This window comes from Nocardioides sp. Bht2, assembly GCF_047308515.1.
Lineage (GTDB): Bacteria > Actinomycetota > Actinomycetes > Propionibacteriales > Nocardioidaceae > Nocardioides.
This window is the reverse complement of sequence record NZ_JBLBWI010000025.1, coordinates 1-25,319: the sequence shown is the minus strand read 5'-3', so window position 1 is coordinate 25,319 and position 25,319 is coordinate 1. Positions and strand designations below refer to the sequence as shown.

Sequence of the window (25,319 nt, the reverse complement as noted above, 5' to 3'; positions counted from 1 at the left end):
CGTCAGCTCGTCGCCAGGTTGTCCAAACGCTCCAGGGCCCGCACGCTGAGCGCGTCGAAGCCACCCTTGGGCAGGTTCCGCGAACCGTCCGGGATGAACCCGACCTGGGCGACGACGTCGTCGCGGCGCATGATCGCCATCAGGTAGGTGACGGTGCGCTTGTCGGAGACCTCGGTGTCGACGCGCCAGATGGTGAGCTCGGTCTTCTTGGTGGTGCGCTGCACGGTCCGGGTGACGTCGGTGGTGAGGTCGTCCTTCTCGCACTTCGCCATCTTGGCGCGGACCTGCTCCACCATCTTGCGAGCGTTCTTCACCGAGGAGAGCCGTCCGAAGGTCTCGGTGATGCCGAACGAGGTGGCGAGATCGGCGCCGGGGACTACGAAGCTCCGGGTCCGGGTGCTGGCGAACTGCTTGCCCTTGAAGCTGGTGTTGTCGCAGCGGGTCGCGGCGACGTTGGTGGTGGCCTTGGTGGGCTTGGTGCCGACCCAGGGCAGGTCGACGCCGGTCACCGGCGGCAGGTCGATCTCCTGCAGCATGCCGCGGGCCTTCTCGGCCGGCGGCGGAACCACCTTGCGCAGCACCGGGTCGGTGACGCAGGTGCCGCCCGCCTTGTTGGTGCACAGCTTGGTGACCGCGTCGCTGATCAGCGAGACGACAGGGCCCAGCTTGACCTTGACCGGTCCGGTCGAGGTCAGCGTGGTCGAGGTGAGCAGCGAACCGGTCCGGCTGACCGCGATCAGGTGCGTGGTGGCCGGTGCCTGCCAGGCCCGCATCGCCAGCACCATCGCCTCTTCGCCGACGCCGTCGAGCTCGTGGGTGGAGAGCAGCTGCACGCGCGGCTCGGAGCAGCTCATGTACCAACCGCGGAGCCGGTCGTAGGCGGCCTTGCTCGCCTCGGGGGAGGCGCTCAGTTCGGCGGCCTGCAACGCGTTCGCGGTCGGCTTGCCCTCCAGGGTGAAGGTGCGGACCAACGTGCCGAGTCCGGCCGGATCGGCGAACGGGTCGCGCTGACAGAGCGCGTAGCGGCCGCTGCCGCTGGTGTTGTCGCTGGTGGTCGTGGCGGCGATCGTCCGCGGCTTCAGATCAGCAGTGACGGCGGTCTTGTCGAGCAGGTCGTTGGGGTGCAGACGTGGGCCGGGCTCGGTGTCGTCGGAGCTGTGGCCCAGGGACCGGATCTCGGAGTCGCTCTGGTGGACCAGGGCGCCCGCGCCCAGCATCAGTGCCACGGCCGCTGCGACCGCGACCGCGGTGTGCGTGCGGCGCCGACGAGCACCGCTCCTGCGGATCACTGTGGACCGTGCGAACTGGGTGTCGGCGAGCCGCTCATCGAGCGCGGTCAGTCGCGCCGTGATCTGCTCCGGCGGCAGGTCGAGCTGCTCGGCGAACGTCGTCTGCGCCGTCTCCAGTGCGGTGGTGGCGGCGGCGTCGGTCAGCCCGATCTCGCGGGCCAACGCGGCGATGCTCAGCCCGCCCAGCTCCGCAAGCAGGAGGGCCTTGCGCTGGTTGGTGGTCAGCTTGCCCAGCGCCTCGAAGGTGGCGATCGTGGCGTCGTCGAGCTGCTTCTCGCGGTGCCAGATCCGCGCCTGGTGGCGACGTTGGGCGCTGCCCCAGGCGTGCGGGCGGACCCAGGTCTCGGGGTCCGGCATCCGCGACACCTTGCGCCAGTGGTGCCACGCGGAGACGTACGCCTCGCGGACCGCGCTGCGCGCCGCGGGCAGATCGCCGGTCAACGCGTAGGTCTGCAGCAGCAGGCGACCGCGGGTCGCTTGATAGAAGGAGTCGAAGTCAACGGGGGCAGGCATGACGAGCCAAGCCTACGCGGGGCCCGGTCACCTGTCCCGTTGCCGACGACGCCCCAGCGCGAGGGCCGACCCGATGCGGTCCGTGCCACATCGGGCGGCGCGACTCCTCGGCGTGTGCAGCCGCCGCCAGCGACCTGTACCGGCAAGGATGGAGGGGCCATGATCTCCACCGTGACGCCGACCGACCGCCCCCGCACCGCCCGGCCCCTTTCGCTGCTTGCGGCGTTGGCCGGTTTCACGGCGTCCGGAATCACCCTCGGGCTCTGTCTGGCGACCAGCCTGGTCGGTTGGTTCCTCGCCGACGCCGGTGCCCACGGTGCTCCCCGCGACGCGCTGCGCAGTGGCGCGTTGGCCTGGCTCAGCGGCCACGGCTCCGGGGTGGCGATCGACGGGATCCGGATCAGCGCGGTGCCGCTCGGGCTGACCCTGCTCTGCGCCGTGGTGATCTGGCGGACCGGGCTGCGCCTGGGGGAGAGCCTCAGCAACCACGGGCCCGACGCCGACGACCTGGCAGACGGCGTCCGGGACTGGACCGTGCACGTGGCGCTCGGCGTCTTCGCGGCCTCGTACCTCCTGGTCGCGACCGTGGTCAGCATCGTCGCGGCCGGCGACAACGACCCGTCGCTGGGCCGGGTCCTGCTCTGGACCCTCGCGCTCTGTGCCGTGCTGGCAGGTCCGGCCGTCTCGGTCGGCTCCGGGCGTGCCGCGACCTGGCTCTCGATGGTTCCCGAAGCGGTCCGCGCCACCGCGGTCGCCGCTCGTGCGGTGCTGGTCTGGTTCCTCGGGCTCTCCGCGGTGGTCTTCGCGATCGCCCTGCTGCTCGACTTCGGGACGGCCGCCAATGTGCTGTCCCAGATGCACACCTCACCCGGCGACGCGATCCTCTACCTGTTGCTCTGCCTCACCGTGGTGCCGAACGCGGTGATCTTCTCCGGCTCCTACCTGCTCGGCCCCGGCTTCCTGGTCGGCACCGGCACCCTGGTCAGCCCGACGTTGGTCGCGATCGGCCCGGTGCCGCTCTTCCCGTTGCTCGCCGCGCTGCCGGACAACGGTGAGACGCCGGCCTGGACCCCCTTCCTGATCGGGCTCCCGGTCGTGGTTGCCGCCGTTGCGGTGGCCCGGACTCAGCGTCTGCACCCCACCGTCGCCTGGGAGGCCGGAGCGCTGCGCGGTGTCGCTGCGGGGGTCTCGGTCGGCGTCCTCTTCGGGGTCCTGGCTGCCCTCGCCGGAGGCGCGGTCGGCCCCGGTCGGATGGCGGACGTGGGGCCGGTGGTCGGGGAGACCCTGGTCTCGGGGATCGTCGCTTTCGGGCTCGGTGGCCTGCTCGGGGGACTGGTCGGAACCTGGCTGACACGACGTCGCCAGGTCGAGGCCGAGTAGCCGGTTCGCTCAGACGCGGCCCGCCCGCCGGGTCGCGGTCGGGGCTGGATAAACTTCGCCCCGTGTCCACCTCCGCCAGGCCCGCCCGGCTCGTAGTCCTCGTCTCAGGTTCGGGTACCAACCTGCAAGCGATCCTCGACGCCGCTGCCGACCCCGCCTATGGCGCCGAGGTTGTTGCCGTGGGCGCCGATCGTCACGACATCGAGGGGCTGCGCCGTGCGGAGCGGCTCGACATCGACACCTTCGTGCTGCGGGTGCCCGACTTCGCCGACCGTGCAGCCTGGGACAAGGCGCTCACCGAGGGGGTGGCCGCCTACGAACCCGACCTGGTGGTGCTGGCCGGCTTCATGAAGCTGGTCGGTGACGACTTCATCGCCGCCTTCGGCGGCCGCACGGTGAACACCCACCCGGCGCTGTCGCCGTCCTTCCCGGGGATGACCGGGCCCAAGGATGCCCTGGAGTACGGGGTCAAGGTCACCGGTTGCACGTTGTTCGTGGTCGACGCCGGTGTGGACACCGGCCCGATCGTCGACCAGCGCGCCGTGCCGGTGCTCGACGACGACGATGTGGCGTCGTTGCACGAGCGCATCAAGACCGCCGAGCGCGAGATGCTCGTCGAGAACGTGGGCCGGATGGCCCGAGAAGGTTTCACCATCACCGATAGGAAGGTGCGGTTCACGCGATGAGCACGAACCCCGAAGGTCGGATCGCGATCCGGCGTGCGCTGGTCTCCGTCTACGACAAGACCGGTCTGGAGGACCTTGCCCGCGGCCTGCACAAGGCTGGCGTGAGCATCGTGTCCACGGGTGGCTCGGCTGCGCTGATCGAAGCGCTGGCGATCCCGGTCACCCGCGTCGAGGAGCTGACCGGCTTCCCCGAGTGCCTCGACGGCCGCGTCAAGACGCTGCACCCGAAGGTGCACGCCGGCATCCTGGCCGACCGCCGTCTGGACTCCCACGTGGAGCAGCTCGCCGAGCTCGGTGTCGAGCCGTTCGACCTGGTGATCTCCAACCTGTACCCGTTCAGCCAGACCGTGGCTTCGGGTGCGAGCCCGGACGAATGCGTCGAGCAGATCGACATCGGTGGCCCGTCGATGGTCCGTGCGGCCGCGAAGAACCACCCCTCGGTGGCGATCGTGACCTCGCCCGAGGACTACGCGGGCACGCTGGCCGCCGTCGAGGCCGGCGGCTACACGTTGGCTGAGCGTCGCCGTCTGGCCACGGACGCGTTCGTGCACACGGCCACCTACGACGTGAACGTCGCCTCCTGGATGGGTTCGGTGCTCGTCTCGGACGACGTCGAGACCCAGTTCCCGGCCTGGATCGGCGCCTCGTGGAGCCGAGAGGACGTGCTGCGCTACGGCGAGAACCCGCACCAGGCTGCGGCGATCTACCGCAACGGTCACGGTGCCGCGCGTGGTCTCGCGCAGGGTACGCAGCTGCACGGCAAGGAGATGTCGTACAACAACTACATCGACGCCGACGCCGCCTATCGCGCCGCCTACGACCACGGTGACCAGCCGACGGTCGCGATCATCAAGCACGCCAACCCGTGCGGCATCGCGGTCGGCGCCGACGTCGCTGAGGCGCACCGCAAGGCGCATGAGTGCGACCCGGTCTCGGCCTACGGCGGCATCATCGCCACCAACCGCCCGGTGACCGCGGAGATGGCGGAGACGGTGAAGGACATCTTCACCGAGGTGATCGTGGCTCCCGGCTTCGAGGGCGCTGCGCTCGACATCCTGACCGCCAAGAAGAACCTCCGTCTGCTGGTCGTCGACCCGCCCACGGGTCTGCACCTGGAGTCGCGCCCGATCACCGGTGGTCTGCTGGTTCAGCAGCGCGACCTGATCGACGCGGCCGGTACCGACGCCGAAGGCCGTCCGTTCGGTGACGACCCGGCGCACTGGCGCCTGGTGGCCGGCTCCGCGGTGACCGACGAGGTGCTGGGCGACCTCACCTTCGCCTGGCGCTCGGTGCGTGCGGTGAAGTCGAACGCGATCCTGCTCGCCAAGGGCGGCGCCTCGGTCGGCGTCGGCATGGGCCAGGTCAACCGGGTCGACTCCTGCAACCTCGCCGTCACCCGCGCCGGTGACCGTGCCCAGGGTGCGGTGGCCTCCTCCGACGCGTTCTTCCCGTTCGCCGACGGTCTCCAGGTCCTGATCGACGGTGGCGTCCAGGCCGTCGTCGCTCCGGGTGGCTCGATCCGTGACGACGAGGTGATCGCCGCCGCGAACGCCGCCGGGATCAGCCTCTACTTCACCGGCACCCGCCACTTCGCTCACTGAGCCAGCGCTTCGTCGTGACGCCCGCGGGTCCGCCCGCGGGCGTCACGCATTGTGCCGGTGATCGAGCTCGCCCCGGTGATCGAGCTTGCTTCGGTGATCGAGCTTGTCGAGATCCCGGCGATGCTCCCGCCCCGGTGATCGAGCTTGTCGAGATCCCGGCAATGGTCTCGACAAGCTCGACCAACGGTGGGTGATGGTCTCGACAAGCTCGACCACGGTGGGTGATGGTCTCGACAAGCTCGACCACGGTGTGCGTCGAAAATGGAGATGCGGGCGGCGCACCCCGCGCGATATCTTGACGTCAAGATAAATCTGTCGCTCTCGGGAGAACGCGTCTGAGCGCCAACTCGCCTCCGGCGACGCGCTTCCAGACTGCTGGCCACCCTCGTTCCGCCGACCAGCCTGGAACGCCGGCTGACCTGCAGTCGATCCTCTCCGCGTTCGCGACCGGCTCGTTCCTCACCGGCACCGCGGTCTTCTTCACCAAGATCGTCGGACTCAGTGCTGCTCAAGTGGGCCTGGGCATGTCGATCAGCGGTGTCGTGGTGCTCGCCTGCTCGGTGCCGCTCGGCAAGGTGACCGACAGGCTCGGCGCGCAACGGATGTGGGTGCTCGGCTCGGCGATCGAGGCGGGGCTCTACTTCATCTGGCCCCTGCTCGACGGCTTCTGGACCTTCACCCTGATGCTCTCGGTGCTCGCCGCCGTCGAGACCGGGGCACGCTCGGGGCGCGGCGCCTACACGATCGAGGTCTTCCCACGCGAGACCCGCGTGCGCTCGATGGCCTTCATGCGTTCAGCTCGCAATGTCGGTTACACGCTCGGTGCCGCAGCCGGTGGTTTCGCGCTGGCGATCGGCACCGACACCGCGATCATGGCGGTGCCGCTGCTCACCGGCGCTCTCCTGGTGATCAACGCCTTCATGGTCCGCGCGTTGCCCGCGATCGCCCGCGCGGAATCGGTCGAGGTCGTCCAGTTGGCCAGCCCCGCCGGGTTGAAGAACAAGGGCTTCGTGATCCTCGGTATCTGTAACGGTGTGCTGGGCACCAACCAGGTGTTGCTCAACGTCGTCGTTCCGCTCTGGTTGGTCGAGCGCACCGACGCCCCGCCGGTACTGCTGGCCTGGCTCTTCGGCACCAACACGGTGCTTGCCGTGCTGCTCCAGGTGCCGTTCGCCAAGGGGGCGCACAACGTCGACGGTGCGCTCCGGGCGGCCCGGCTCTGCGGCTGGTCCTTCGTGATCTCCTGCGCGATCATCGCCGTCACCCACGACACTGTGGGGTGGGTGTCGATCGTGCTGATCTGGCTCGGCCACGTCACCATCACCGGAGCAGAGCTCTGGTCGAGCGCCGCGCACTGGGGCTGGCTCGCCGAGCTCAGCGACCCGCAGCGGCTGGGGGAGTACCAGGGTGTCTTCAACCTGGGCTACCAGGTGGAGTCGATCGTCGGCCCGGCCCTCTTCACCTTCCTCGCGCTCACCTGGGGAACGCCGGGCTGGGCCGTGATCGCGGCGATCGCCGTCGTCGCGGTGATCGTGGCGCACCCGGCCGCTCGGGCCGCGGAGCGTCACCTGCGCGAGCACTCCGTCGCCGCCTGAAATAGAATGCCCTCGTGACTGCCAAGAAGCTTGACGGAACCGCTACCGCTGCGGCGATCAAGGACGAACTGCGTACCCGGATCACCGCGCTGAAGGCCCAGGGCGTCACGCCCGGCCTCGGCACCATCCTGGTCGGCGACGACCCGGGGTCGCGGTGGTACGTCGGCGGCAAGCACAAGGACTGCGCCGAGGTCGGCATCGAGTCGATCCGGATCGACCTCCCGGAGACCGCTTCGCAGGAGGAGATCGAGGACGCCGTCCGCTCGCTCAACGAGAACCCGGCCTGTACCGGTTACATCGTCCAGCTTCCGCTGCCGCGTGGCCGTGACGAGAACCGGGTGCTGGGTCTGATCGATCCGGCCAAGGACGCCGACGGCCTGCACCCCACCAACCTCGGCTGGCTGGTGCTCGGCAACGAGGCCCCGCTGCCGTGCACCCCGTTCGGCATCGTCGAGCTGCTCCGTCGCCACGACGTCGAGATCAACGGCGCCGAGGTGGTGGTCGTGGGTCGCGGTGTCACCGTCGGTCGCCCGCTGGGCCTGCTGCTCACCCGCCGTTCGGAGAACGCCACCGTGACGCTCTGCCACACCGGCACCGTCGACCTCGCCGCCCACGTCCGTGAGGCCGACATCGTGGTCGCCGCAGCAGGTGTGCCCGGGATCATCACCGCGGAGATGGTGAAGCCCGGCGCGGCCCTGCTCGACGTCGGCGTCTCCCGGGTCGACGGCAAGATCGCAGGAGACCTCGCCGACGACGTCTGGGACGTCGCGGGCTGGGTCTCCCCGAACCCCGGCGGCGTCGGTCCGATGACCCGCGCGATGCTGCTGGCCAACGTGGTCTCGATCGCCGAGAACAACCTGCGCTGATGTCGACCGACGACCCGGCAGTGCCGCCTGACGCGGAGCCTGAGGAAGGCCGCGCTGTCGAGTCGTCGACCGACGCTGATCTCGAACGCCGCTCGGTCACCGAGATCAAGGCGCCGCGCACCATCGGTGGCGTGATCTATCTGTGTGTCCTTGCGGCCGCCATCGGCGGTGTGGTGACGGCGGCGGTCGGGCCCTGGCGTAGCGGCGTCAGTTGGCTGGCGCTGGCGATGCTCGCCGGTGCCGCCGCACGCGTCGCGCTGCGGACCGAGGTGGCCGGGATGCTCGAGGTGCGCCGCAAGACCTTCGACGTCACCATCATGGTGATCTTCGGCGTGCTGCTCCTGGTGCTGGCCGCGACGATCCCGGACCAGCCCTAGCCCAACGTCTCGACGTGCCGGGCGAACCAGTCCGGGAACTCGGTGAGGTCGTTGAGCACGACATCGGTGCCGGCATCGCGGAGCTCTTCGGCGGAGCAACCTCCGGTCAATACGGAGACGCTGAGCACTTCGGCGGCGCGCGCCCCCTCGACGTCATGGATGTGGTCGCCCACATAGATCCCGACGCCGTGGCGACTCAACGCCGCAGCCTTCCCGACACCCCAGACCTCGCCCTCGAGGTGGTCGATGTCGAAGGTCAGGTGGTCGACGTGGCGTTGCGCGTTGGGCGCGAACTTGCCGGTCACCAGCACGATCCGGCCGCCGTGGCCACGGACCGCCGCGAGCGCTTCGTGGGCGCCGCTCAGGGCGGGGACCGGAATGATGCTGTGGTCGACGTAGAGCTCACGGAAACGATCGATCGCGGCCGGGATCCGGGCGGCGTCGAGGTAGTCGGCGAGGACCAGGTCCAGCGGCGGCCCGAGGCGCTCGATCATCGATGCGGAGGCGAAGGTGATGCCGAGCTCACCGCCGAGCGCGTCCAGGGTGGCCGCGAACCCCGGCCGGGTATCGATCAACGTCATGTCGAGGTCAAACCCGACGTTCAACGGAAGGCGCACGCGGCCAGCTTAGGCGGCGCGCGGAAGCCGCCCGGAAAGACCAGCACCCCGAGTCGGCGGACTCGGGGTGCTGGCGGATGAACGGGGTGGATCAGATCAGGCCGAGCTCCGTGACGGCAGCGCGTTCCTCGACCAGCTCCGCGTTCGAGGCGTCGATCCGGGCGCGGGAGAAGTCGGAGATCTCCAGGCCCTGAACGATGCTCCAGTCGCCGTCCTTGGTGGTCACCGGGAACGAGGTGATGATGCCTTCGGGGGTGTCGTAGGAGCCGTCGGAGACGACCGCCATCGAGACCCAGTCACCCTCCGGCGTGCCGTTGAGCCAGTCGCGGGCCGCGTTGCAGGTGGCCGAGGCGGCCGAGGCGGCCGAGGAGGCGCCGCGGGCGTCGATGATCGCCGCGCCACGCTTGGCCACGGTCGGGATGAAGTCGTTCTCCACCCAGGCCTGGTCGCCGACGACCTCGAAGGCGTTCTTGCCGGCGATCTCGGCGTGGAAGATGTCCGGGTACTGGGTGGCCGAGTGGTTGCCCCAGATCGTCATCTTCTTGATGTCGTTGACCGAGGAGCCGGTCTTCGCGGCGAGCTGCGAGATGGCGCGGTTGTGGTCCAGGCGGGTGAGTGCCGAGAAGCGCTCCTGCGGGATGTCGGGAGCGTTGGTCATCGCGATCAGTGCGTTGGTGTTCGCCGGGTTACCGGTGACTCCGATCCGGACGTCGTCGGCCGCGACCTTGTTGAGCGCCTTGCCCTGAGCGGTGAAGATCGCGCCGTTGGCCGAGAGCAGGTCGCTGCGCTCCATGCCGGGGCCGCGGGGGCGGGCACCGACCAGCAGAGCCAGGTTGACGCCGTCGAAGATCGTCTCGGCGTCGTCGCCGATCTCGATACCCGCCAGGCCGGGGAAGGCGCAGTCGTCGAGCTCCATGACGACGCCCTCGAGGGCCTTGAGGGCCGGGGTGATCTCCAGCAGGCGCAACTCGATCGGCCGATCGCCCAGTGCACCACTGGCGAGACGGAACAGAAGGCTGTAGCCGATCTGACCGGCAGCGCCGGTAACGGCGACCTTCAACGGGGTTGCACTCACGAATACTCCTAAAAGGGTTGGGTGGTTAGAAGCTCAATGTGAGCTGAGCGCTGCGAATCGCGGGCGATTCGAGCGCTCAACTCACATTGAACTCAGGGTTGGTCGTTCGGGCGGATCTGCGTGCCCTCGGACGGCGGCGCCCACTGCTGCTGCCCCGGAGCGGGGGGAGCGGGCGGAGCCGGGGGAGGCGGCTGCGGCGGGCCCCACTGCTGTTCGGGTGCCGGGGGCTGCGGCTGCTGGGGCTGTTGCGACCACTGCTGCTGCTCGTGCGCGGGCTGGGCCCACTGCTGCGGTGCACCCTGCGGGTGCGGCTGCACCCACTGGCCGGTGTTCGGGTCCCAGACCGGCTGCTGGCCGCCCCACTGGCCACCGCCCTGAGCGGTGTTGCCGCCGCCGAAGGTGAGCCCACCGCCGACCACCTCCATGCCGTCACGGCCGAAGATGAAGGCGTAGCTGATGCCGGCGATCGCGGCACCCACCAGCGGAGCCACGATGAAGGCCCAGACCTGGGTGATCGCGTCGGTGCCGCCGAAGAGGGCGACGCCGATCGAACGAGCCGGGTTCACCGAGGTGCCGGTCAGCGGAATCATCACCATGTGCAGGCCGGTCAGCGCGAAGCCGATCGCGAACGGCGCCGAGCTGGCGATCGCCTTGTTGCGCTTGTCGGTCGCCGCCAGGATCACCCAGAGGAAGACCGCGGTACCGATCACCTCGATCAGCAGGGCCGCCCACAGGGAGATGTCGTGCGCGCTCTGGTCGCCCCAGCCGTTGGTGGCCATGCCGCCGTCGGAGTCGAAGCCGTCGGTGCCGTTCCAGATGGTGAAGAGGACCAGACCGGCGAGGATCGCACCGACGAGCTGCGCCACGATGTAGTAGGCGACGTCGATCCAGGCGATCCGGCCCGCGACGCCGGCGCCCACGGAGACGGCCGGGTTGAAGTGACCACCGGAGATGTGGCCGACGGCAAACGCCATCACCAGCACCGAGATGCCGAAGGCGAGGGCAGTGGTGGTGATGTCCGCGCCGCTGGCGATGGCGGCGCCGCAGCCGAAGAAGACCAGAACGAAGGTGCCCAGGAGCTCGGCAGCCAACTTGCGTGGCAGGGCAGGAGGATCGAGGGATTCGGCAGTCACGATTTGGTTCCCTTTCATCTGATGAACCCGAGAATCGGAATGCTTCGACACTAGGCCATCGAACTCTCGTTGGGGCTGAAGCGCAACGAGCCCGTCGCCGCTCGGACGGGGTGGACCCGGCTGGCGCCGAGTGCGAGGCTGTGAAAGTTCGACCGTTCAGGTATCTTGATATCAAGCAACTTTTCGCCGCCGATGTTCAGGAGACAGTCCTTCCGATGGCCAAGATCATCTACACCCACACTGATGAGGCGCCGCTGCTGGCGACCTACTCGTTCCTTCCCATCGTGGAGGCCTTCGCCGGCAAGGCCGGCGTCGAGATCGAGACCCGCGACATCTCCGTCGCGGCCCGCATCCTGGCTCAGTTCGGGCTGGCCGACGACGCGCTCTCCGAGCTCGGCGAACTGGCCAAGACCCCGGACGCCAACATCATCAAGCTGCCGAACATCTCGGCCTCCATCCCGCAGCTCAAGGCCGCGATCAAGGAGCTGCAGGCGCAGGGCTTCGACATCCCGGACTACCCCGAGGCGCCGGCCACCGACGCCGAGCGCGAGACCCGCGCCAAGTACGACAAGGTCAAGGGTTCCGCGGTGAACCCGGTTCTGCGTGAGGGCAACTCCGACCGTCGTGCGCCGGGCTCGGTGAAGAGCTACGCCAAGAAGCACCCGCACACGAACAAGCCGTTCACCGAGGGCTCGAAGACCAACGTGTCCACCATGGGCGCGAACGACTTCGCGAGCAACGAGAAGTCGGTGACCGTCGCTGGCGACGACACCCTCTCGATCGTGCTGGAGACCGCCGCGGGCGAGAACATCGTCCTCAAGGACGGCCTCAAGGTCCTGGCCGGCGAGATCGTCGACTCGACCAAGATGTCGGCTGCGCACCTGCAGGCGTTCCTACGCAACGCCGTCGCCGAGGCCAAGGCCTCCGACGTGCTCTTCTCGGTCCACCTCAAGGCCACCATGATGAAGGTCTCCGACCCGATCATCTTCGGCCACGTGGTGAAGGCCTTCTTCGCCGACGTCTTCGCCCAGTACGGCGACGACCTGGCCGCGGCCGGTCTCTCGGCCAACGATGGCCTCGGCACGATCCTCGGCGGTCTCGACGCACTCGCCAACGGGGCCGAGATCAAGGCTGCCTTCGACGCCGCCCTCGCCAACGGCCCGCGCCTGTCCTACGTCAACTCCGACAAGGGCATCACCAACCTGCACGTGCCGTCCGACGTCATCGTCGACGCCTCGATGCCGGCCCTGATCCGCAACGGTGGACGTCTCTGGGGCGTCGACGGCGCCGAGGACGACACCCTCGCCGTCATCCCGGACTCCTCCTACGCGGGTGTCTTCCAGGCCGTGATCGAGGACGTCAAGGCCAACGGCCCGCTGAACCCGGCGACCATCGGCACCGTCCCGAACGTCGGCCTGATGGCTCAGGCTGCCGAGGAGTACGGCTCGCACGACAAGACCTTCGAGATCGCTGAGGCCGGCACCGTCCGGATCCTGGCGTCCAACGGCGACGTGCTGCTCGAGCACGACGTCGAGGCCGGCGACATCTGGCGTGCCTGCCAGACCAAGGACATCCCGGTCCAGGACTGGGTGAAGCTGGCTGTCACCCGCGCCCGCGCCTCGCAGACCCCGGCGATCTTCTGGCTCAACGAGAGCCGTGCGCACGACGCCGAGCTGATCAAGAAGATCAACGCCTACCTGCCGAACCACGACACCGAGGGCCTGGAGATCCAGATCCTCAGCCCGGAGCTGGCCACCAAGTTCTCCTTGGAGCGTCTGCGCAAGGGCGAGGACACCATCTCGGTGACCGGCAACGTGCTGCGTGACTACAACACCGACCTGTTCCCGATCCTGGAGCTGGGCACCTCGGCGAAGATGCTCTCGGTGGTTCCGCTGATCGCTGGCGGTGGCCTCTTCGAGACCGGTGCCGGCGGCTCCGCGCCGAAGCACGTCGAGCAGCTCGTCGACGAGAACTACCTGCGCTGGGACAGCCTGGGCGAGTTCTTCGCGCTGGTGCCGTCGTTGGAGAAGTACGCCGAGCAGGCCGGTACCCCCGGTGCTCAGGTGCTCGCCGACACCCTCGACCGCGCGACCGGCACCTTCCTCGACGAGGACCGTTCGCCGGGTCGCAAGCTGGGCACCACCGACAACCGTGGTTCGCACTTCTACCTCGCCCTCTACTGGGCCGAGGAGCTGGCCAAGCAGTCCGAGGACGCCGCGCTCGCCGCAGCGTTCGCTCCGCTGGCTGCTCAGCTCCGCGAGAACGAGGAGAAGATCGCCGGTGAGCTGATCGCCGTCCAGGGTTCGCCTGCCGAGATCGGTGGCTACTACCGCCCCGACGCCGCCAAGGTGTCCGCGATCATGCGCCCCTCCGCGACGTTCAACGCCGCGCTCGAGGCACTCTGATCCACCTCAACCTGAGCCCGGTCGACCTGTTGGTCGGCCGGGCTCGGGCCATTTCGCCCCGGAGAAACTTCCGACACCGACCGAACCTTGTCCGACGCTCGCCGCGTCTAGGTAGCACGATGGGCATTCGGCCCAGTGAGAGAAGGAGCCCGCGTGCCGCGACGTGATGACGCCGCCTTCGCCGACTTCGCGACAGCGAGGTTCGCAGCGCTGCACCGTTCTGCGTACCTGATCGTCGCCGACGAGCAGTTGGCCCAGGACCTCGTCCAAGAGGCACTGGCCAAGACGTACGTGGCGCTGCCGCGACTGCGTGAGGTCGGCAACCTGGAGGCCTATGCCCGGCGGGTGGTGGCGACCACCGCGATCACCTGGTTCCGGCGCAAGGGCTGGAACAACGAGACCGCGACCGAGCACCTGCCCGACCTCGTCGGCCCGGCGCCGACCGAAGAGGTCGCCCAACGGGAATGGCTCTGGCAGGCGCTCCGCGAGCTTCCGATCCGGCAGCGGACGGCGATCGTGCTGCGTTACTACGAAGACCTCACCGAGGCCCAGACCGCACACGCGATGGGCTGCGCCACGGGAACGGTCAAGAGTCAGGTCTCGGCCGGGCTCCGCACGCTGCGCAAGCGGTTGGGCGACGACGTCGCACTGGTCGCCGAGTTGGAAGGAGCCTCGGCATGACCGAGCTGTTGAAGGAGACCCTGAACGAGCGCGCTGACGCGCTGACCCCGCGTGCCCCGGACCTGGAGGCGATCCTCGACCAAGGGCGACGTGGCGTCCGGCGTCGCCGCGCGCTCACCGGCGGTCTGCTGGGTACCGCACTGGTCGCTGCCGCGGTGGTCCTGCCGGGCCAGGTCGACGGCTGGTGGAGCCCGAGCGACGAAGCCCATGTGGCGGCCAGCGAACAGTCCGCGCTCAGCTGGGCCCAGGGCTCGGTGATCCACGCCGGTGGGAGGACGATCGACGTCGGCCACGACGTCTACGCCTACGTCGAGACGGGCTCCGGCTATGTCTTCGCCGACAAGGCCGGGAAGCTCTACGCATCGCTCCCGGACGGGGCCACCCCGATCGGTCAGATCGACGACGACACCGGCACCCGCGATCTCGTCACCGACGGCGACTCCACCGCCTGGCTCGACGTCACCGATGGCCGCTGGACGTTCGCTGTCCACAGCGAGGGCAGCGAGCTGTTGCGGGTCCCGGTGCAACTGCCGGCGCAGGTCGTGCAGGGCGGAGACGAGCTCAGCAACGCCCAGTGGCAGCTGCGGAACCGGACTCGCCCGATGGCACTCGACGAGGAGACCCTCTACGCCGCCGACCAGCGCGGTCTGCTGGCGATCGATCGCACCGACGGCACCGTACGGGTGCTCTCGACCGATCCCGGACTGACGATCTTCGATGTCCAGGACGGGCACTTCCTGGTGCGGTCTGACGACGCCGAGGGCGCCACCCAGGGCACCTATGCGACGACCGACCTGGCCAGCCTCGGTGAGGCGCTCGCGGTCGACGGTGGCGACCTGTCGCCCGACGGACGCTATGTGATGAGCGAGAACAGCAAGGCGGACAGCGACGACTTCACCCTGGTCGCGCTCGCCGACGGCACCTCGTTCGCTCCGCAGGAGAAGGCTGACTATGACTTCTTCACCGGCTATCGCTGGCTCGACGACGGGCGGTATCTCGCCTTCGGTCTGCAGCGGTCCGGGCGCTCCTGGGCGGCCCAAGCGATGACCTGCTCGGTCGAACGGCGCAGCTGTGATCAGCCGATCGCGCTCCCCGGGAGCGAGGCCGGCGACGGTGGCGACTTCGACTTCGGAATCGGTTTCCAGTTGCCGATCGGCGAGCACATCGGCTGAGGCGTGCCGAAGGTCATGCGGGGGCGGGCTCTGATCACCGGAAAATCGGTAGGAAGTTGTCGGAGGTACGGCGTAATGTCAATCAGCGATGAGTACGACGCTGACCTCCGACGACGCCCCTCCGGCCCCCGCCCCTCGCAGCACTCCTGAATCGGATCTGCGTCGTCGGGTAGATGCGCGTCGGCTCCGTTCGCCGCTCGCGATCGGCGCCCTGATCTGCACCGCGATCGCCGCGATCGGCACCACCGCCGGCACGGTCTTCGCCGGTCGCCTCGCCGAGAACCCGTCGTCCGCCCTGGTCTGGGCGTTGGCCTTCTGCGTCCTCGGCGCGGCCGTCATCGACACCGCCGGCAAGGTGGTGTGGGTCGGTGTCTCGGACCGCGCTGAGGGCCTGCTCCGCGAGGACCTCCTCGACGCCGCGATGAACCAACCGCTGGCCGCGCTGGGGGAGCAGGCGGTCGGCGAGATCCTGGACCGGGTCGACGACGACACCCACGAGGTCGGCAACCTGGTCCGGTGGCAGCTGTGGATGTTGGCGCGGACCGGTTTCGGCGTCATCCCGATGTGGATCGTGGCCGGCTTCACCTGGTGGCCGGCCTGGCTGATCTTCCCGGCGCTGGCCGGGCTCACCTTCCTCGCGATCCGGCGCCTGCTCGGCGAGATCTCGCGGCGCAAGGTGATCGAGGAGATGGCCTGGACCGACCACGCCGCCGCCTTGGAGGAAGGGATCGCGGGCCGCGACGACCTGCGCACCAGCCTCGGCCAGTCGCACGTGGTGCGGCGTCTGGCCAAGCTCTCGGCCGACGTCCACGAGAAGTTCCGCCGGGTGGTCGTGATCGAGGCACGGCTCGGTGCCAGGGCCGGTGTCCTGCTCTACTCGATGCTGGCTGCGGTCGGTGTGGTCGGCGTGGCGCTGACCGCCAACGACTCGATGTCGGTGGCCCGCCTGGTCACCCTCTTCCTGGTCACCTCCACCTTCGTCGGCCAGGTCTCGATGCTCGCCAACCACCTGCCCGATCTGCAGGCCGGTCTGGGTGCCGTGATCCGCCTGCGCCAGATGCTCGCCGTCGAGCCCGAGCCGCTCGGTGGCCGCGCCGTTCCCGGCGACGGCGCTCTCGCACTGGAGGTCCGCGACCTCCACTTCAGCTATGCCGAGGGCAGCTTCGCGCTCTCCGGGATCAACCTGCACGTGCCGGCGGGGCAGACGATCGCCCTGGTCGGGCGCTCCGGCTCCGGGAAGTCAACGCTGGCCTCGTTGCTCTCGCGTGCCGTCGAGCCGCCCCGTGGCACCGTCCTGCTCGGCGGCGTCGATGTGCGCGACCTCGACCTGCAGCAGTTGCGGGCCGCCGTCGGCGTGGTCACCCAGCGCACCGAGATCCTGGCCGGCACCCTGGCTGAGAACATCACCCTCTTCGAGGACGTCCCGCGGTCGGCGATCGAGAGCGCGGTCGTGCAGCTCGGCCTGCTCGACTGGGTGGCCGGTCTGCCCGACGGGCTCGACTCCCTGCTCGGCCCCGGTGGCACGACGCTGTCGGCAGGGGAGGAGCAGCTGGTCGCCTTCGCCCGCCTGCTGATCCGCGACGTCAAGGTGGTGGTCCTCGACGAGGCCACCGCCCGGATGGACCCGCTCACCGAGCGTCGCGTGGTCGCCGCCGCCGACCGGCTGCTGATCGGCCGTACCGGCATCCTGATCGCGCACCGGCTCAGCACCATCGAGCGCGCCCCGCTGGTCGGGGTGCTGGACCACGGGCAGCTCGTCCAGCAGGGACGCCGGGCCGAGCTGGCCCGCGTCGAGGGTCCCTACCGTGACCTCCTGCAGGCCAGTCGGGCCGAGGCGCACGCCCAGCCGGACGCCCACGGCCTCGCCGAGGAGGACGCCCCGACGGCCAGCGCCGAGCCGGCGCACGCCACCCTGGATGAGCCTGCCGCGAGCGTCGGCGGTCGCCGCCGTCTCGGCCCGCCGCCGGAGGTTCCCGAGGTGGGTACCGGCCCGAGCCTGACCCGCGGCATCCTGCACGTGCTCGCGGTCCGCCCGGCCTGGGGTATCGCGGGCGCGGTGCTCTTCCTGCTGACCTCGCTGGTCGGTGCGCAGGGCGCGGTCACTGGCCTGATCTGGGGCCATGTCGTGGTCGACCTGCAAGAGGGCACCACGCCCACGCTCTGGTCGGTCGCGCTGGTGCTCTGCCTGCTCTCCGCGCCGTTGATGCTGGCGGTCGCCTTCTACTGCTACCCGCGATGGTGGGTCGAGATCCTGCTCCGTACCCGGATGTCGGTGCTCTTCGGGCAGACCCAGCAGCACCGACTGCCGCGGACCCCGCCCGGCGAGGTGGTCGCCCGGTCGATGGACGCCGACCGCTACGCGCGTTACGCCGACCGTTGGGTCGACTTCGTCAACGGCCTGATCATCGCTGCTGTCACCGCCCTGCTGGCCGGTACCTGGCTGGCCGGCGCGGTGCTGATGACGGTGTTGATCAGCTCGGCACTCGCCTCCGCGATCGGCCGGCCGATCGCCGGTCGTTCGGCCGCCGCAGCCTCCGCGGCACGGGCCCGGTTCGGGCGCTCGCTGGTCTCCGCTCTGGAGTCGGCGCGCACCGTGAAGTTGGCGGCCGCCACCCCGGCCGTGCACCGGCATCTGCGTGAGGTCGACTCTGGTCGGGTCAGCGCCGCCGTCCGCGAACACCGGGTCCAGGCCTTCCTCGACGGCGTGCCGATGGTGATGGTCCAAGGCGGCGTGGTCGCTTCCTGGGCGGTCTTCCTCGGTGGCGGCTGGGGCCTGGCCACCACCCTGCTGGTCGCCAACGCGGTCGCCGGCTTCGACTGGTTCGGCCGGGTCGCCGGCATGGTGGTCACCGAGGCGCCGGGTACCCGCGCCTGGCAGAAAGAGACCAGCCGGTTCGCCGGTGGTGTCGACCTGATGGACCTGCCCCCGGGCGTGGACCTGGTCTCCGGCGCTGCCCCCGAGCCGCCCGCGGTCGAGCGGATCCCGCTGGAGACGCTGACCCTGCGCCGGTTCAGCGCCCTCCACGACGACGGCACGATCGGTGTCCAGAACGTCGACCTCGCCGTCCAGCGCGGTGAACTGGTGCTGCTGGTCGGCCAGGTCGGTTCCGGCAAGTCGAGTCTGCTGGCCGCGCTGGCCGGGCTGATCGAGCACACCGGCGACGTGCTCTGGAACGGCACCCCGGTCGCCGACGCCCAGGTCTTCCTGCGTCCCGGCCAGGTCGCGCACGTGGCTCAGGTGCCGCGGGTGCTCTCGGGCAGCTTCGCCGACAATGTGCGGCTCGGACACCAGCGTCGCTTCGACCTGCCGGTCGCTGCGGCCCGGCTGGGTCCCGACATCGCCGAGGCGGGTGGCAAGGACGCCCTGGTCGGTCACCGTGGGGTGCGGCTCTCGGGCGGCCAGGTGCAGCGCCTGGCTCTGGCCCGCGCGCTGGCGACCGACGCCGAGCTGATCCTGGCCGACGACGTCTCCAGCGCCCTGGACGCCACCACCGAGAACGAGCTGTGGGCGGCCCTGCGCGAGCGCGGCGCCACGGTGATCGGTGCTACCGCGAAGCGGGCCGCCCTGGCCCAGGCCGACCGGGTCGTCGTCCTGGTCGACGGCGAGGTGGCCGCGATCGGCCCGTGGAGTGAGCTGGGTGTGCGCTGGGGCCACCTGGCGGGGTGAGTGAACGCCCTCACGTCGGGAATGCGGAGCGGACCTCTTTCGTTCTTGACCCGATGACCTCCACCGCAGCGCGCCCTGACGGCGTCACCACCTCCACCAAGCCGGTCCACTTCGGCTGGGCGGTGCTCGCCCTCTCGATGGGCGGCTTCGCGATCGGCACCACCGAGTTCGTCACGATGGGGCTGCTGCCCGAGATCGCGGACGGGATGGAGGTCAGCATCCCCAAGGCCGGCCACGTGATCTCGGCCTATGCGCTCGGAGTGGTGATCGGTGCCCCGGTCCTAGCGTTCCTCGGGGCACGGTTGCCCCGTCGTGCCCTGTTGATGGGGCTGATGGCGGCGTTCGTTCTCGGCAACGCGCTCAGCGCGCTCGCCACCAGCCACGGCATGCTGACGGCGGCCCGGTTCTTCTCCGGCCTCCCGCACGGTGCCTACTTCGGGGTCGCCTCCCTGGTGGCCGCCAACCTGGCCGCGCCCGGACGGCGGGGCCGTGCGGTCGCCATGGTGATGCTGGGCCTCTCGATCGCCAACGTGATCGGGGTGCCGGCCGCCACCTGGCTCGGACAGAGCGTCGGGTGGCGCTCCGCCTACTGGTTGGTGACCGTGCTCGGTGCGCTGACCATCGCGCTGGTCCTCTGGTTCGTGCCCCGGACGCCGGGCGATCCGGCGCAGTCCGGACGCCGTGAGCTAGCCGCGTTCAGCCGGGCGCAGGTCTGGTTGACCCTGCTGGCCGGTGCGATCGGCTTCGGCGGCATGTTCGCCGTCTACTCGTACATCGCGCCCACCCTGACCGAGGTCGGCGGCCTGCCGAACAGCGCCGTGCCGTGGTTCCTGTTCGCCTTCGGGCTCGGGATGACGGTAGGTACCTGGCTGGCCGGTGAGCTCGCCGACTGGTCGGTCTTCGGCTCGCTCTTCCTCGGCTCGATCGGCACCTTCGTGGTGCTGGGCGCCTTCGCCCTGTTGGCCCCGGCCGGTTGGTGGGCGTTGCCGACCGTCTTCGGGATCACCGTGTTGGGCTCGGTGCTGGTGGTCAACCTGCAGTTGCGGTTGATGACGGTCGCCGGCGACGCCCAGACGCTGGGTGCCGCGATGAACCACGCCGCGCTCAACGTCGCGAACGCGCTCGGCGCCTGGCTCGGCGGCCTGGTCATCGCGGCCGGCTGGGGCTACCGTTCGCCGGCGTTGGTCGGGATGGGCCTGGCCGCGACAGGGGTCGTCGTCCTGGTGATCTCACAACGCCTGGAGCGTAGAAGCCCTGCCGTCTAGGCCTGCTGCGTCGGCCAGTGCTCCGGCTGAGTCGGTGCCGGGGTACCCAACTGCACCTGACCGTCCATGATGTCGGAGATCACCTTCCACCACAGCACCAAGGCGCTGAGGCAGACCGCAGTAGCGATGGCCTGGGTGGGGATCAGCGTCGCTTCGATCGTCGCGATATCGATCGCGCCGTCCATGGGGAGCGTGATCGCGGTGAAGCGGTCGACGACCTGGTAGCCGAGCCACGCAGCCAGCCACCAACCGACCAGGCCGCTGCCGATCCGCTGATGCGGGTAGCTGCCCCGTCGGACGTCGCGGATGACCTGGTACGGGAACCAGAGGTTGACCACCGGCACGAGCCAGGCCAACCAGACCCAGGCCGTGCTCCGTCGCTGTGGCACCCAGGGCGCGAGAAGGTCGACCCGCCTCCGGCACTCGTACAGCCAGAGACAGGTCAGGATGAGGGCGATCAGTTGCGCGATGACGCCGACCAGCGGGACCACCTCGTACGCGGTGAGGACGTCGGCTGCGTCGTCTCCCCGCGCTGCCGCATCCTGGTAGCTGGTCAGGGCGGGGAACGCTAATACCAGGCTGATCACCGCTGGTGAGGCCGACCGTGATCGCCGCGGCTCGCGCGCCGATAGCCAGGCCGGTCGGGGCCGGAGGCGGGAGCTGGAACGTCGGCGCTGGGTAGCCGACAGGTGGTGGTGGGGCCATGGGGCCGACTTCGCTCATGGCGGCACCCTAGGGCCAGGTGCGCCGGACGTCTGTCGAATGCGCCCGGTTCGGACCGTCGGCGTGGGGATGAAAGGATGGGGGTCATGTCCACCACCACGACGCCGGGCACCGCCAAGCCCCGGGTGCTCTCCGGGATCCAGCCCACCGCCGACTCGTTCCACTTCGGCAACTACCTGGGCGCGTTGCGGCAGTGGGTGGGCTTCCAGGACGAGTACGAGCCGTTCTTCTTCATCGCCGACCAGCACGCGATCACCGTCGAGCAGGACCCGAAGGTGCTCCGGGAACGGTGCCTGGTCTCGGCCGCTCAACTGATCGCGATGGGGATCGACCCGGAGCGTTCGGCGATCTTCATGCAGAGCCACGTTCCGGCCCACGCCCAGCTCGGCTGGGTGTTGCAGTGCATGACGGGCTTCGGTGAGGCCCGTCGGATGACCCAGTTCAAGGACAAGTCGGCGAAGGGCGGCGAAGGCGCGGCCTCGGTCGGCCTCTTCACCTACCCGATCCTGCAGGCTGCCGACATCCTGTTGTATCGGCCGCAGTACGTCCCGGTCGGCGAGGACCAGCGCCAGCACCTGGAGCTGACCCGCGACCTGGCGCAGCGGTTCAACCACCGCTACAAGAAGACCTTCCGGCTCCCCGAGCCGTACATCCTCAAGGAGACGGCGAAGATCACCGATCTTCAGGCGCCCACCTCGAAGATGTCGAAGTCGGCTTCGTCGCCGTCCGGGATCATCAACCTGCTCGACGACCCGAAGGTGAGCGCGAAGAAGATCCGCTCCGCGGTCACCGACTCCAACGCCGAGGTCCGGTTCGACACCGAGGAGAAGCCCGGCGTCTCGAACCTGTTGAGCATCTACTCCGCGCTGACCGGCGACTCGATCGAGGCTCTGGTGGAGAAGTACCAGGGCCGCGGCTACGGCGACTTCAAGGGCGACCTGGCCGACGTCGTCGTCGAGTTCGTGACGCCGTTCAGGGAGCGGACCTTGGAGTTGATGGCCGACCGCGCGACGTTGAGCCAGATCCTGGCTTCGGGTGCCGAGCGGGCCAACGAGGTGGCCGAGCGGACGTTGAACGACGTCTACGACCGCATCGGCTTCGTGAAGCCCTAGCGGTAAGGTTCGCACGTGCCCACCATCGGTGTTTCGATCGCGATTCCGGAGCCTTGGGCTTCGCAGTTGCAGGAGTACCGGACCTCGATCGGCGATCTGACGGCGACGCAGATCCCGACCCACATCACGCTGGTTCCGCCCACCGAGCACGATGACCTGCAGGTGCTGGAACAACACCTGGCGCGGGCCGCGAGCGAGTACCACCCGTTCGACGTCCACCTGCGGGGGACCGGGACCTTCCGGCCGATCTCGCCGGTGGTCTTCGTCGGCGTGGTGGAAGGGATCGCCGACTGTGAAGCGGTGGCTGCGCTGGTACGGAGCGGACCGTTGGCGCAGGACCTCAGCTTTCCGTACCACCCGCACGTCACCATCGCACACCACCTGAGTGACGAGGTGTTGGACCGGGCCTTCGGCGAGTTGGCCAGCTTCGCCTGTAGGTTCAGGGTGACCGAGTTCCACCTCTACGTACACGACGCCGACGCAGGCTGGCAGGTGAGCAGCACCTTCCAGCTGGGAGGAAGCTGATCAGATGCCGGGGATGACCGATCGCCTGAAAGCCAAGCTCAACGAGGCTCGACGGCGGAGGCCGTTCCTCGACCACCTGCTGGCCACCCAGGAGCACTACTCGGCGGTCAAGGGCAATCTGCAGGCCGGCGCGGTCACCTACTACGCCTTCTTGTCGTTCTTCCCGATCCTGGCGCTCGCCTTCTTCGCCGTCGGCTGGATCTCGCGGGTCTTCCCGCAGGTCCAGAGCGCGATGGTGAAGGCGATCGAGGAGGTGCTTCCCGGCATCGTTGGGGAGGGCGAGGGAGAGATCTCGCTGCTCACCATCCAGGACGCCGCGGGCGCGGTCGGACTGATCGGTCTGGTCGGTGTGCTCTATGCCGGTCTCGGTTGGCTCTCCGGGATGCGCGAGGCGCTCCTGGTGATGTTCGACGAGCCGAGCGCCGAGCAGCCCAACTTCGTGATCGGCAAGCTGCGCGACCTTGCGTCGCTAGTGTTGATCGGGGTGGTGATGGTGGTCAGCGTCGGCGTCTCGGCGGTGCTGTCACGGTCGTCGCGCTGGGTGCTGCGGGAGCTGGGATTGGCCGAGGGCCTCTCACCCTTGCTGTGGGTGCTCTCCGTGGTGGTGGGGATGGCTGCGGCCACTGTCCTGTTCTATGCGCTCTTCCAACTCCTGGCCCGTCCGAACGTGCCACGGAACTCGCTGTGGTCGGGAGCGCTGCTCGGCGCGATCGCCTTCGAACTGTTGAAGCAGGTCTCGACATTGCTGATCGCCAGCACCAAATCACAGCCGGCGTTCCAGGCGTTCGGGATCGCCTTGATCCTGGTGGTCTGGATGAACTACTTCTCCCGGGTCGTCATGTACGCCGCGGCCTGGGCATGGAGCTCGCCCGCAGCAGCCGCGGTGCGCGCGGCCCAGCCGCCCGAGGCGCTGCCTGCCGGCCCGCATGTCGGTCCCGCTCTGGCTGCCCGCCCGGCGTCGGAACAGAGTTGGCCGCCGTCCGCCGTGCTGGGTGCGGGGGCGGTACTCGGACTCGGGCTGGCCCGGCTTCTGCGTCGACGTTCCTGAGTCAGGCTAGGCCTCGGCCCGGGGGAGCGGCCGGACCATGGTCAGCTCGCCGTCGGCGTCCGGTTCGGCGACACCCTCGGCCGTCAGGACGATGCTGAACCCGGCGCGCTGGTAGGCCCGGATCGCGGCGAGGTTCTGAGCCTTGACCGCGAGCACCAGTCGGTTCGCGCCCTGAGCGTCGCTCCAACGGGCGATCTCCTCGATCACCAGGTCGCTGATGCCGTGGCCGCGAGCGCTCGGGGCGACCCACATCGAGATCAGCTCGATGGTTTCGGGAACCTCGCCGGGAACCCCGCTGGCCATCCCGACGGGGTGCCCGTCCAGGTAAGCGATGAGGTCGCGGGCGCCGGGGATCGACAGCCGTGCCCGCCAGCGTTCCACCTTGTCCCCGTCGCCCTGCCAATCCGCCAGGGTGGCTCCGAAGGCTCCGGGGGACTCGGCCAAGGCCGCGAGCCGGACCTCACGCCAGATCTGCCAGTCGTCCGCGCCCGCGATCCGCAGTTCCAGCATGCGACGACCCTGCCTGCTGCCTCGGCGTCGCGCAACCGGGTTTCGACGCCGCATCCGGTGATCGAGCCCGGGTGATCGAGCTTGTCCTCCGGCGATCGAGCTTGTCTTCCGGTGATCGAGCTTGTCGAGATCAAACTGTCGGGGGTCCCTGATGGACTGTTCTCATGATCGAGATCGACGCCAAGCATGTTCCGTACGAGGTCACAGACCTCGATGCGGGCTGTCTGCTTGCGGTCATCTCGGAGAACCGCGACCGCGCCTGGGCCGCGTCTCGGCGGCAGTTGCGGCTGGCCCGCCAATGGTGCGTCCTCAACCCCGTGGTGGACGGCGCCTCGCCAGCTTCGTGGTGTGACGACCAGGCACTCGCTTCACTGGATCTCGACGACGAACTGGGCGGTGAGGGAACCCCGGCGGTGGCGGCGTTCGCGGCTGAGGAGTTCGCAGCAGCTTCTGGAGTTTCGCGGTATGCGGCGCTGTCGCTACTCGCGGACGCCTTGGATCTGCACCACCGGCTGCCCCGGTTGTGGGCGAAGGTCGAACTGTTGGAAGTCCCGGGGTGGAAGGCGCGCAGGGTTGCGGAGCTGATCCGCAAACTGTCGGCCGAAGCGGCGGCTTGGTTCGATCAGCAGCTTGCTGCCGGTGAACGGTACGGCTGGCCGACCATCGAACGCACGCTCGCGATGGCGGTCGCGAAGTTCCATCCCGAGTTGATCCGCGACAAGACCGGTCCGCTCTCCAAGGCGGACTGGGATGTGACGCTCACCCACAAGTACGGGCCGGCAGGCACCGCGTCGGGCACCTCGACGCTCGATGTCGTGGGTGACTCGCTCGACCTCACCAGGTTCCACGACCTGGTCTGCGAAGAAGCCGAGAAACTGCGCCGCGCTGGAGACGCCGACACCCTCGGGCAGCGGAAGGCCAAAGCCCTCGGCTCGATCGCCGACGCCCAAGACACGTTGGACTTTGGAGGTCTCGACAAGCTCGACCACCGGAGTGACGCCCGGGCCGACGGGGGTCTCGACAAGCTCGATCGCCGACGCCCAAGACACGTTGGACTTTGGAGGTCTCGACAAGCTCGA

20 protein-coding genes and 1 pseudogene are annotated in these 25,319 nt (G+C 69.2%); 15 read left to right on the top strand and 6 right to left on the bottom strand.

Annotated elements, in window-relative coordinates; genetic code table 11:
* Window positions 1–2 precede the first annotated feature (2 nt).
* Window positions 3–1,802, bottom strand: coding sequence for a sigma factor-like helix-turn-helix DNA-binding protein (locus tag ACLM5J_RS19955; protein WP_413658428.1), 1,800 nt, complete (start codon window positions 1,800–1,802; stop codon window positions 3–5).
* 159 nt (window positions 1,803–1,961) lie between these two features.
* Between ACLM5J_RS19955 and ACLM5J_RS19950 the strand changes: the two genes are divergently transcribed.
* From ACLM5J_RS19950 to ACLM5J_RS19925, 6 genes are all read left to right on the top strand, one after another.
* Window positions 1,962–3,182 carry a DUF6350 family protein gene (locus tag ACLM5J_RS19950; RefSeq protein WP_413658427.1) on the top strand — a complete coding sequence of 407 codons (1,221 nt, stop codon included), beginning with the start codon at window positions 1,962–1,964 and terminating at the stop codon, window positions 3,180–3,182.
* A 62-nt stretch (window positions 3,183–3,244) separates the two neighbouring features.
* Window positions 3,245–3,868, top strand: coding sequence for a phosphoribosylglycinamide formyltransferase (gene purN / locus ACLM5J_RS19945; protein ID WP_413658426.1), 624 nt, complete (start codon window positions 3,245–3,247; stop codon window positions 3,866–3,868).
* The gene (gene purH, locus ACLM5J_RS19940) at window positions 3,865–5,469 is read left to right on the top strand and encodes a bifunctional phosphoribosylaminoimidazolecarboxamide formyltransferase/IMP cyclohydrolase (RefSeq protein WP_413658425.1); all 1,605 of its coding nucleotides are present in this window, start codon (window positions 3,865–3,867) and stop codon (window positions 5,467–5,469) included. Before purN ends, purH begins: the two co-directional genes overlap by 4 nt.
* Window positions 5,470–5,888: 419 nt before the next feature.
* Window positions 5,889–7,064, top strand: a complete 1,176-nt coding sequence (locus ACLM5J_RS19935; RefSeq protein ID WP_413658447.1) for an MFS transporter — start codon at window positions 5,889–5,891, stop codon at window positions 7,062–7,064.
* Between the two features lie 14 nt (window positions 7,065–7,078).
* Window positions 7,079–7,930 carry a bifunctional methylenetetrahydrofolate dehydrogenase/methenyltetrahydrofolate cyclohydrolase gene (locus ACLM5J_RS19930; RefSeq protein WP_413658424.1) on the top strand — a complete coding sequence of 284 codons (852 nt, stop codon included), beginning with the start codon at window positions 7,079–7,081 and terminating at the stop codon, window positions 7,928–7,930.
* Entirely contained in the window at window positions 7,930–8,307 is a 378-nt protein-coding gene (locus tag ACLM5J_RS19925) for a DUF3017 domain-containing protein (RefSeq protein WP_413658423.1), read from the top strand. The genes ACLM5J_RS19930 and ACLM5J_RS19925 overlap by 1 nt, the downstream gene beginning before the upstream one ends.
* Here ACLM5J_RS19925 and ACLM5J_RS19920 read toward each other — a convergent pair.
* The 3 genes from ACLM5J_RS19920 to ACLM5J_RS19910 all read right to left on the bottom strand — a co-directional run bounded on the left by ACLM5J_RS19920 (window position 8,304) and on the right by ACLM5J_RS19910 (window position 11,132).
* Window positions 8,304–8,924: an HAD family hydrolase gene (locus ACLM5J_RS19920; RefSeq protein WP_413658422.1), complete on the bottom strand. Its 621-nt coding sequence runs from the start codon at window positions 8,922–8,924 to the stop codon at window positions 8,304–8,306. The genes ACLM5J_RS19925 and ACLM5J_RS19920 overlap by 4 nt on opposite strands.
* 91 nt (window positions 8,925–9,015) lie before the next feature.
* Window positions 9,016–9,999 carry a malate dehydrogenase gene (locus tag ACLM5J_RS19915; RefSeq protein WP_413658421.1) on the bottom strand — a complete coding sequence of 328 codons (984 nt, stop codon included), beginning with the start codon at window positions 9,997–9,999 and terminating at the stop codon, window positions 9,016–9,018.
* A 92-nt stretch (window positions 10,000–10,091) separates the two neighbouring features.
* Entirely contained in the window at window positions 10,092–11,132 is a 1,041-nt protein-coding gene (locus tag ACLM5J_RS19910) for an MIP family channel protein (RefSeq protein WP_413658420.1), read from the bottom strand.
* A gap of 215 nt (window positions 11,133–11,347) precedes the next feature.
* Here ACLM5J_RS19910 and ACLM5J_RS19905 point away from each other — a divergent pair, with 215 nt between their 5' ends.
* The 5 genes from ACLM5J_RS19905 (at window position 11,348) to ACLM5J_RS19885 (ending at window position 20,322) form a co-directional block, all read left to right on the top strand.
* On the top strand, window positions 11,348–13,537 hold the full coding sequence (locus ACLM5J_RS19905) for an NADP-dependent isocitrate dehydrogenase (protein ID WP_413658419.1): 2,190 nt from the start codon (window positions 11,348–11,350) through the stop codon (window positions 13,535–13,537).
* 153 nt (window positions 13,538–13,690) lie between these two features.
* Entirely contained in the window at window positions 13,691–14,218 is a 528-nt protein-coding gene (locus tag ACLM5J_RS19900) for a SigE family RNA polymerase sigma factor (protein ID WP_413658418.1), read from the top strand.
* A complete protein-coding gene (locus tag ACLM5J_RS19895; protein WP_413658417.1) occupies window positions 14,215–15,390 on the top strand; it encodes a hypothetical protein in 1,176 nt (391 codons plus the stop codon). Before ACLM5J_RS19900 ends, ACLM5J_RS19895 begins: the two co-directional genes overlap by 4 nt.
* A gap of 88 nt (window positions 15,391–15,478) precedes the next feature.
* A complete protein-coding gene (locus tag ACLM5J_RS19890) occupies window positions 15,479–19,057 on the top strand; it encodes an ATP-binding cassette domain-containing protein (RefSeq protein WP_413658416.1) in 3,579 nt (1,192 codons plus the stop codon).
* A gap of 53 nt (window positions 19,058–19,110) precedes the next feature.
* Window positions 19,111–20,322, top strand: coding sequence for an MFS transporter (locus tag ACLM5J_RS19885; protein WP_413658415.1), 1,212 nt, complete (start codon window positions 19,111–19,113; stop codon window positions 20,320–20,322).
* Here ACLM5J_RS19885 and ACLM5J_RS19880 read toward each other — a convergent pair.
* A complete protein-coding gene (locus tag ACLM5J_RS19880) occupies window positions 20,319–20,909 on the bottom strand; it encodes a DUF4328 domain-containing protein (RefSeq protein WP_413658414.1) in 591 nt (196 codons plus the stop codon). The genes ACLM5J_RS19885 and ACLM5J_RS19880 overlap by 4 nt on opposite strands.
* Before the next feature lie 222 nt (window positions 20,910–21,131).
* Here ACLM5J_RS19880 and trpS point away from each other — a divergent pair, with 222 nt between their 5' ends.
* The 3 genes from trpS to ACLM5J_RS19865 are packed head-to-tail and all read left to right on the top strand — an operon-like array spanning window position 21,132 to window position 23,730.
* Window positions 21,132–22,157 carry a tryptophan--tRNA ligase gene (gene trpS / locus ACLM5J_RS19875; protein ID WP_413658413.1) on the top strand — a complete coding sequence of 342 codons (1,026 nt, stop codon included), beginning with the start codon at window positions 21,132–21,134 and terminating at the stop codon, window positions 22,155–22,157.
* Window positions 22,158–22,172: 15 nt separating this feature from the next.
* Window positions 22,173–22,682 carry a 2'-5' RNA ligase family protein gene (locus tag ACLM5J_RS19870; RefSeq protein WP_413658412.1) on the top strand — a complete coding sequence of 170 codons (510 nt, stop codon included), beginning with the start codon at window positions 22,173–22,175 and terminating at the stop codon, window positions 22,680–22,682.
* Window positions 22,683–22,695: 13 nt separating this feature from the next.
* Window positions 22,696–23,730: a YihY/virulence factor BrkB family protein gene (locus tag ACLM5J_RS19865; protein ID WP_413658411.1), complete on the top strand. Its 1,035-nt coding sequence runs from the start codon at window positions 22,696–22,698 to the stop codon at window positions 23,728–23,730.
* Between the two features lie 6 nt (window positions 23,731–23,736).
* On the opposite strand, the gene ACLM5J_RS19860 is transcribed toward ACLM5J_RS19865, so the two are convergent.
* Window positions 23,737–24,240 carry a GNAT family N-acetyltransferase gene (locus ACLM5J_RS19860; protein WP_413658410.1) on the bottom strand — a complete coding sequence of 168 codons (504 nt, stop codon included), beginning with the start codon at window positions 24,238–24,240 and terminating at the stop codon, window positions 23,737–23,739.
* A 164-nt stretch (window positions 24,241–24,404) separates the two neighbouring features.
* On the opposite strand from ACLM5J_RS19860, the pseudogene ACLM5J_RS19855 reads away from it, so the two are divergent.
* Window positions 24,405–25,319 (top strand): annotated as a pseudogene (locus tag ACLM5J_RS19855) (hypothetical protein); the annotation flags it as partial.

What these genes read in the sequence shown, in the direction of transcription:
- ACLM5J_RS19890 (WP_413658416.1), top strand. Translation starts at nt 15,479, where the DNA reads ATGAGTACGACGCTGACCTCCGACGACGCCCCTCCGGCCCCCGCCCCT.
- ACLM5J_RS19895 (WP_413658417.1), top strand. Translation starts at nt 14,215, where the DNA reads ATGACCGAGCTGTTGAAGGAGACCCTGAACGAGCGCGCTGACGCGCTG.
- ACLM5J_RS19865 (WP_413658411.1), top strand. Translation starts at nt 22,696, where the DNA reads ATGACCGATCGCCTGAAAGCCAAGCTCAACGAGGCTCGACGGCGGAGG.
- trpS (WP_413658413.1), top strand. Translation starts at nt 21,132, where the DNA reads ATGTCCACCACCACGACGCCGGGCACCGCCAAGCCCCGGGTGCTCTCC.
- ACLM5J_RS19925 (WP_413658423.1), top strand. Translation starts at nt 7,930, where the DNA reads ATGTCGACCGACGACCCGGCAGTGCCGCCTGACGCGGAGCCTGAGGAA.
- ACLM5J_RS19955 (WP_413658428.1), bottom strand. Translation starts at nt 1,802, where the DNA reads ATGCCTGCCCCCGTTGACTTCGACTCCTTCTATCAAGCGACCCGCGGT.
- ACLM5J_RS19860 (WP_413658410.1), bottom strand. Translation starts at nt 24,240, where the DNA reads ATGCTGGAACTGCGGATCGCGGGCGCGGACGACTGGCAGATCTGGCGT.
- purH (WP_413658425.1), top strand. Translation starts at nt 3,865, where the DNA reads ATGAGCACGAACCCCGAAGGTCGGATCGCGATCCGGCGTGCGCTGGTC.
- ACLM5J_RS19950 (WP_413658427.1), top strand. Translation starts at nt 1,962, where the DNA reads ATGATCTCCACCGTGACGCCGACCGACCGCCCCCGCACCGCCCGGCCC.
- ACLM5J_RS19905 (WP_413658419.1), top strand. Translation starts at nt 11,348, where the DNA reads ATGGCCAAGATCATCTACACCCACACTGATGAGGCGCCGCTGCTGGCG.
- ACLM5J_RS19885 (WP_413658415.1), top strand. Translation starts at nt 19,111, where the DNA reads ATGACCTCCACCGCAGCGCGCCCTGACGGCGTCACCACCTCCACCAAG.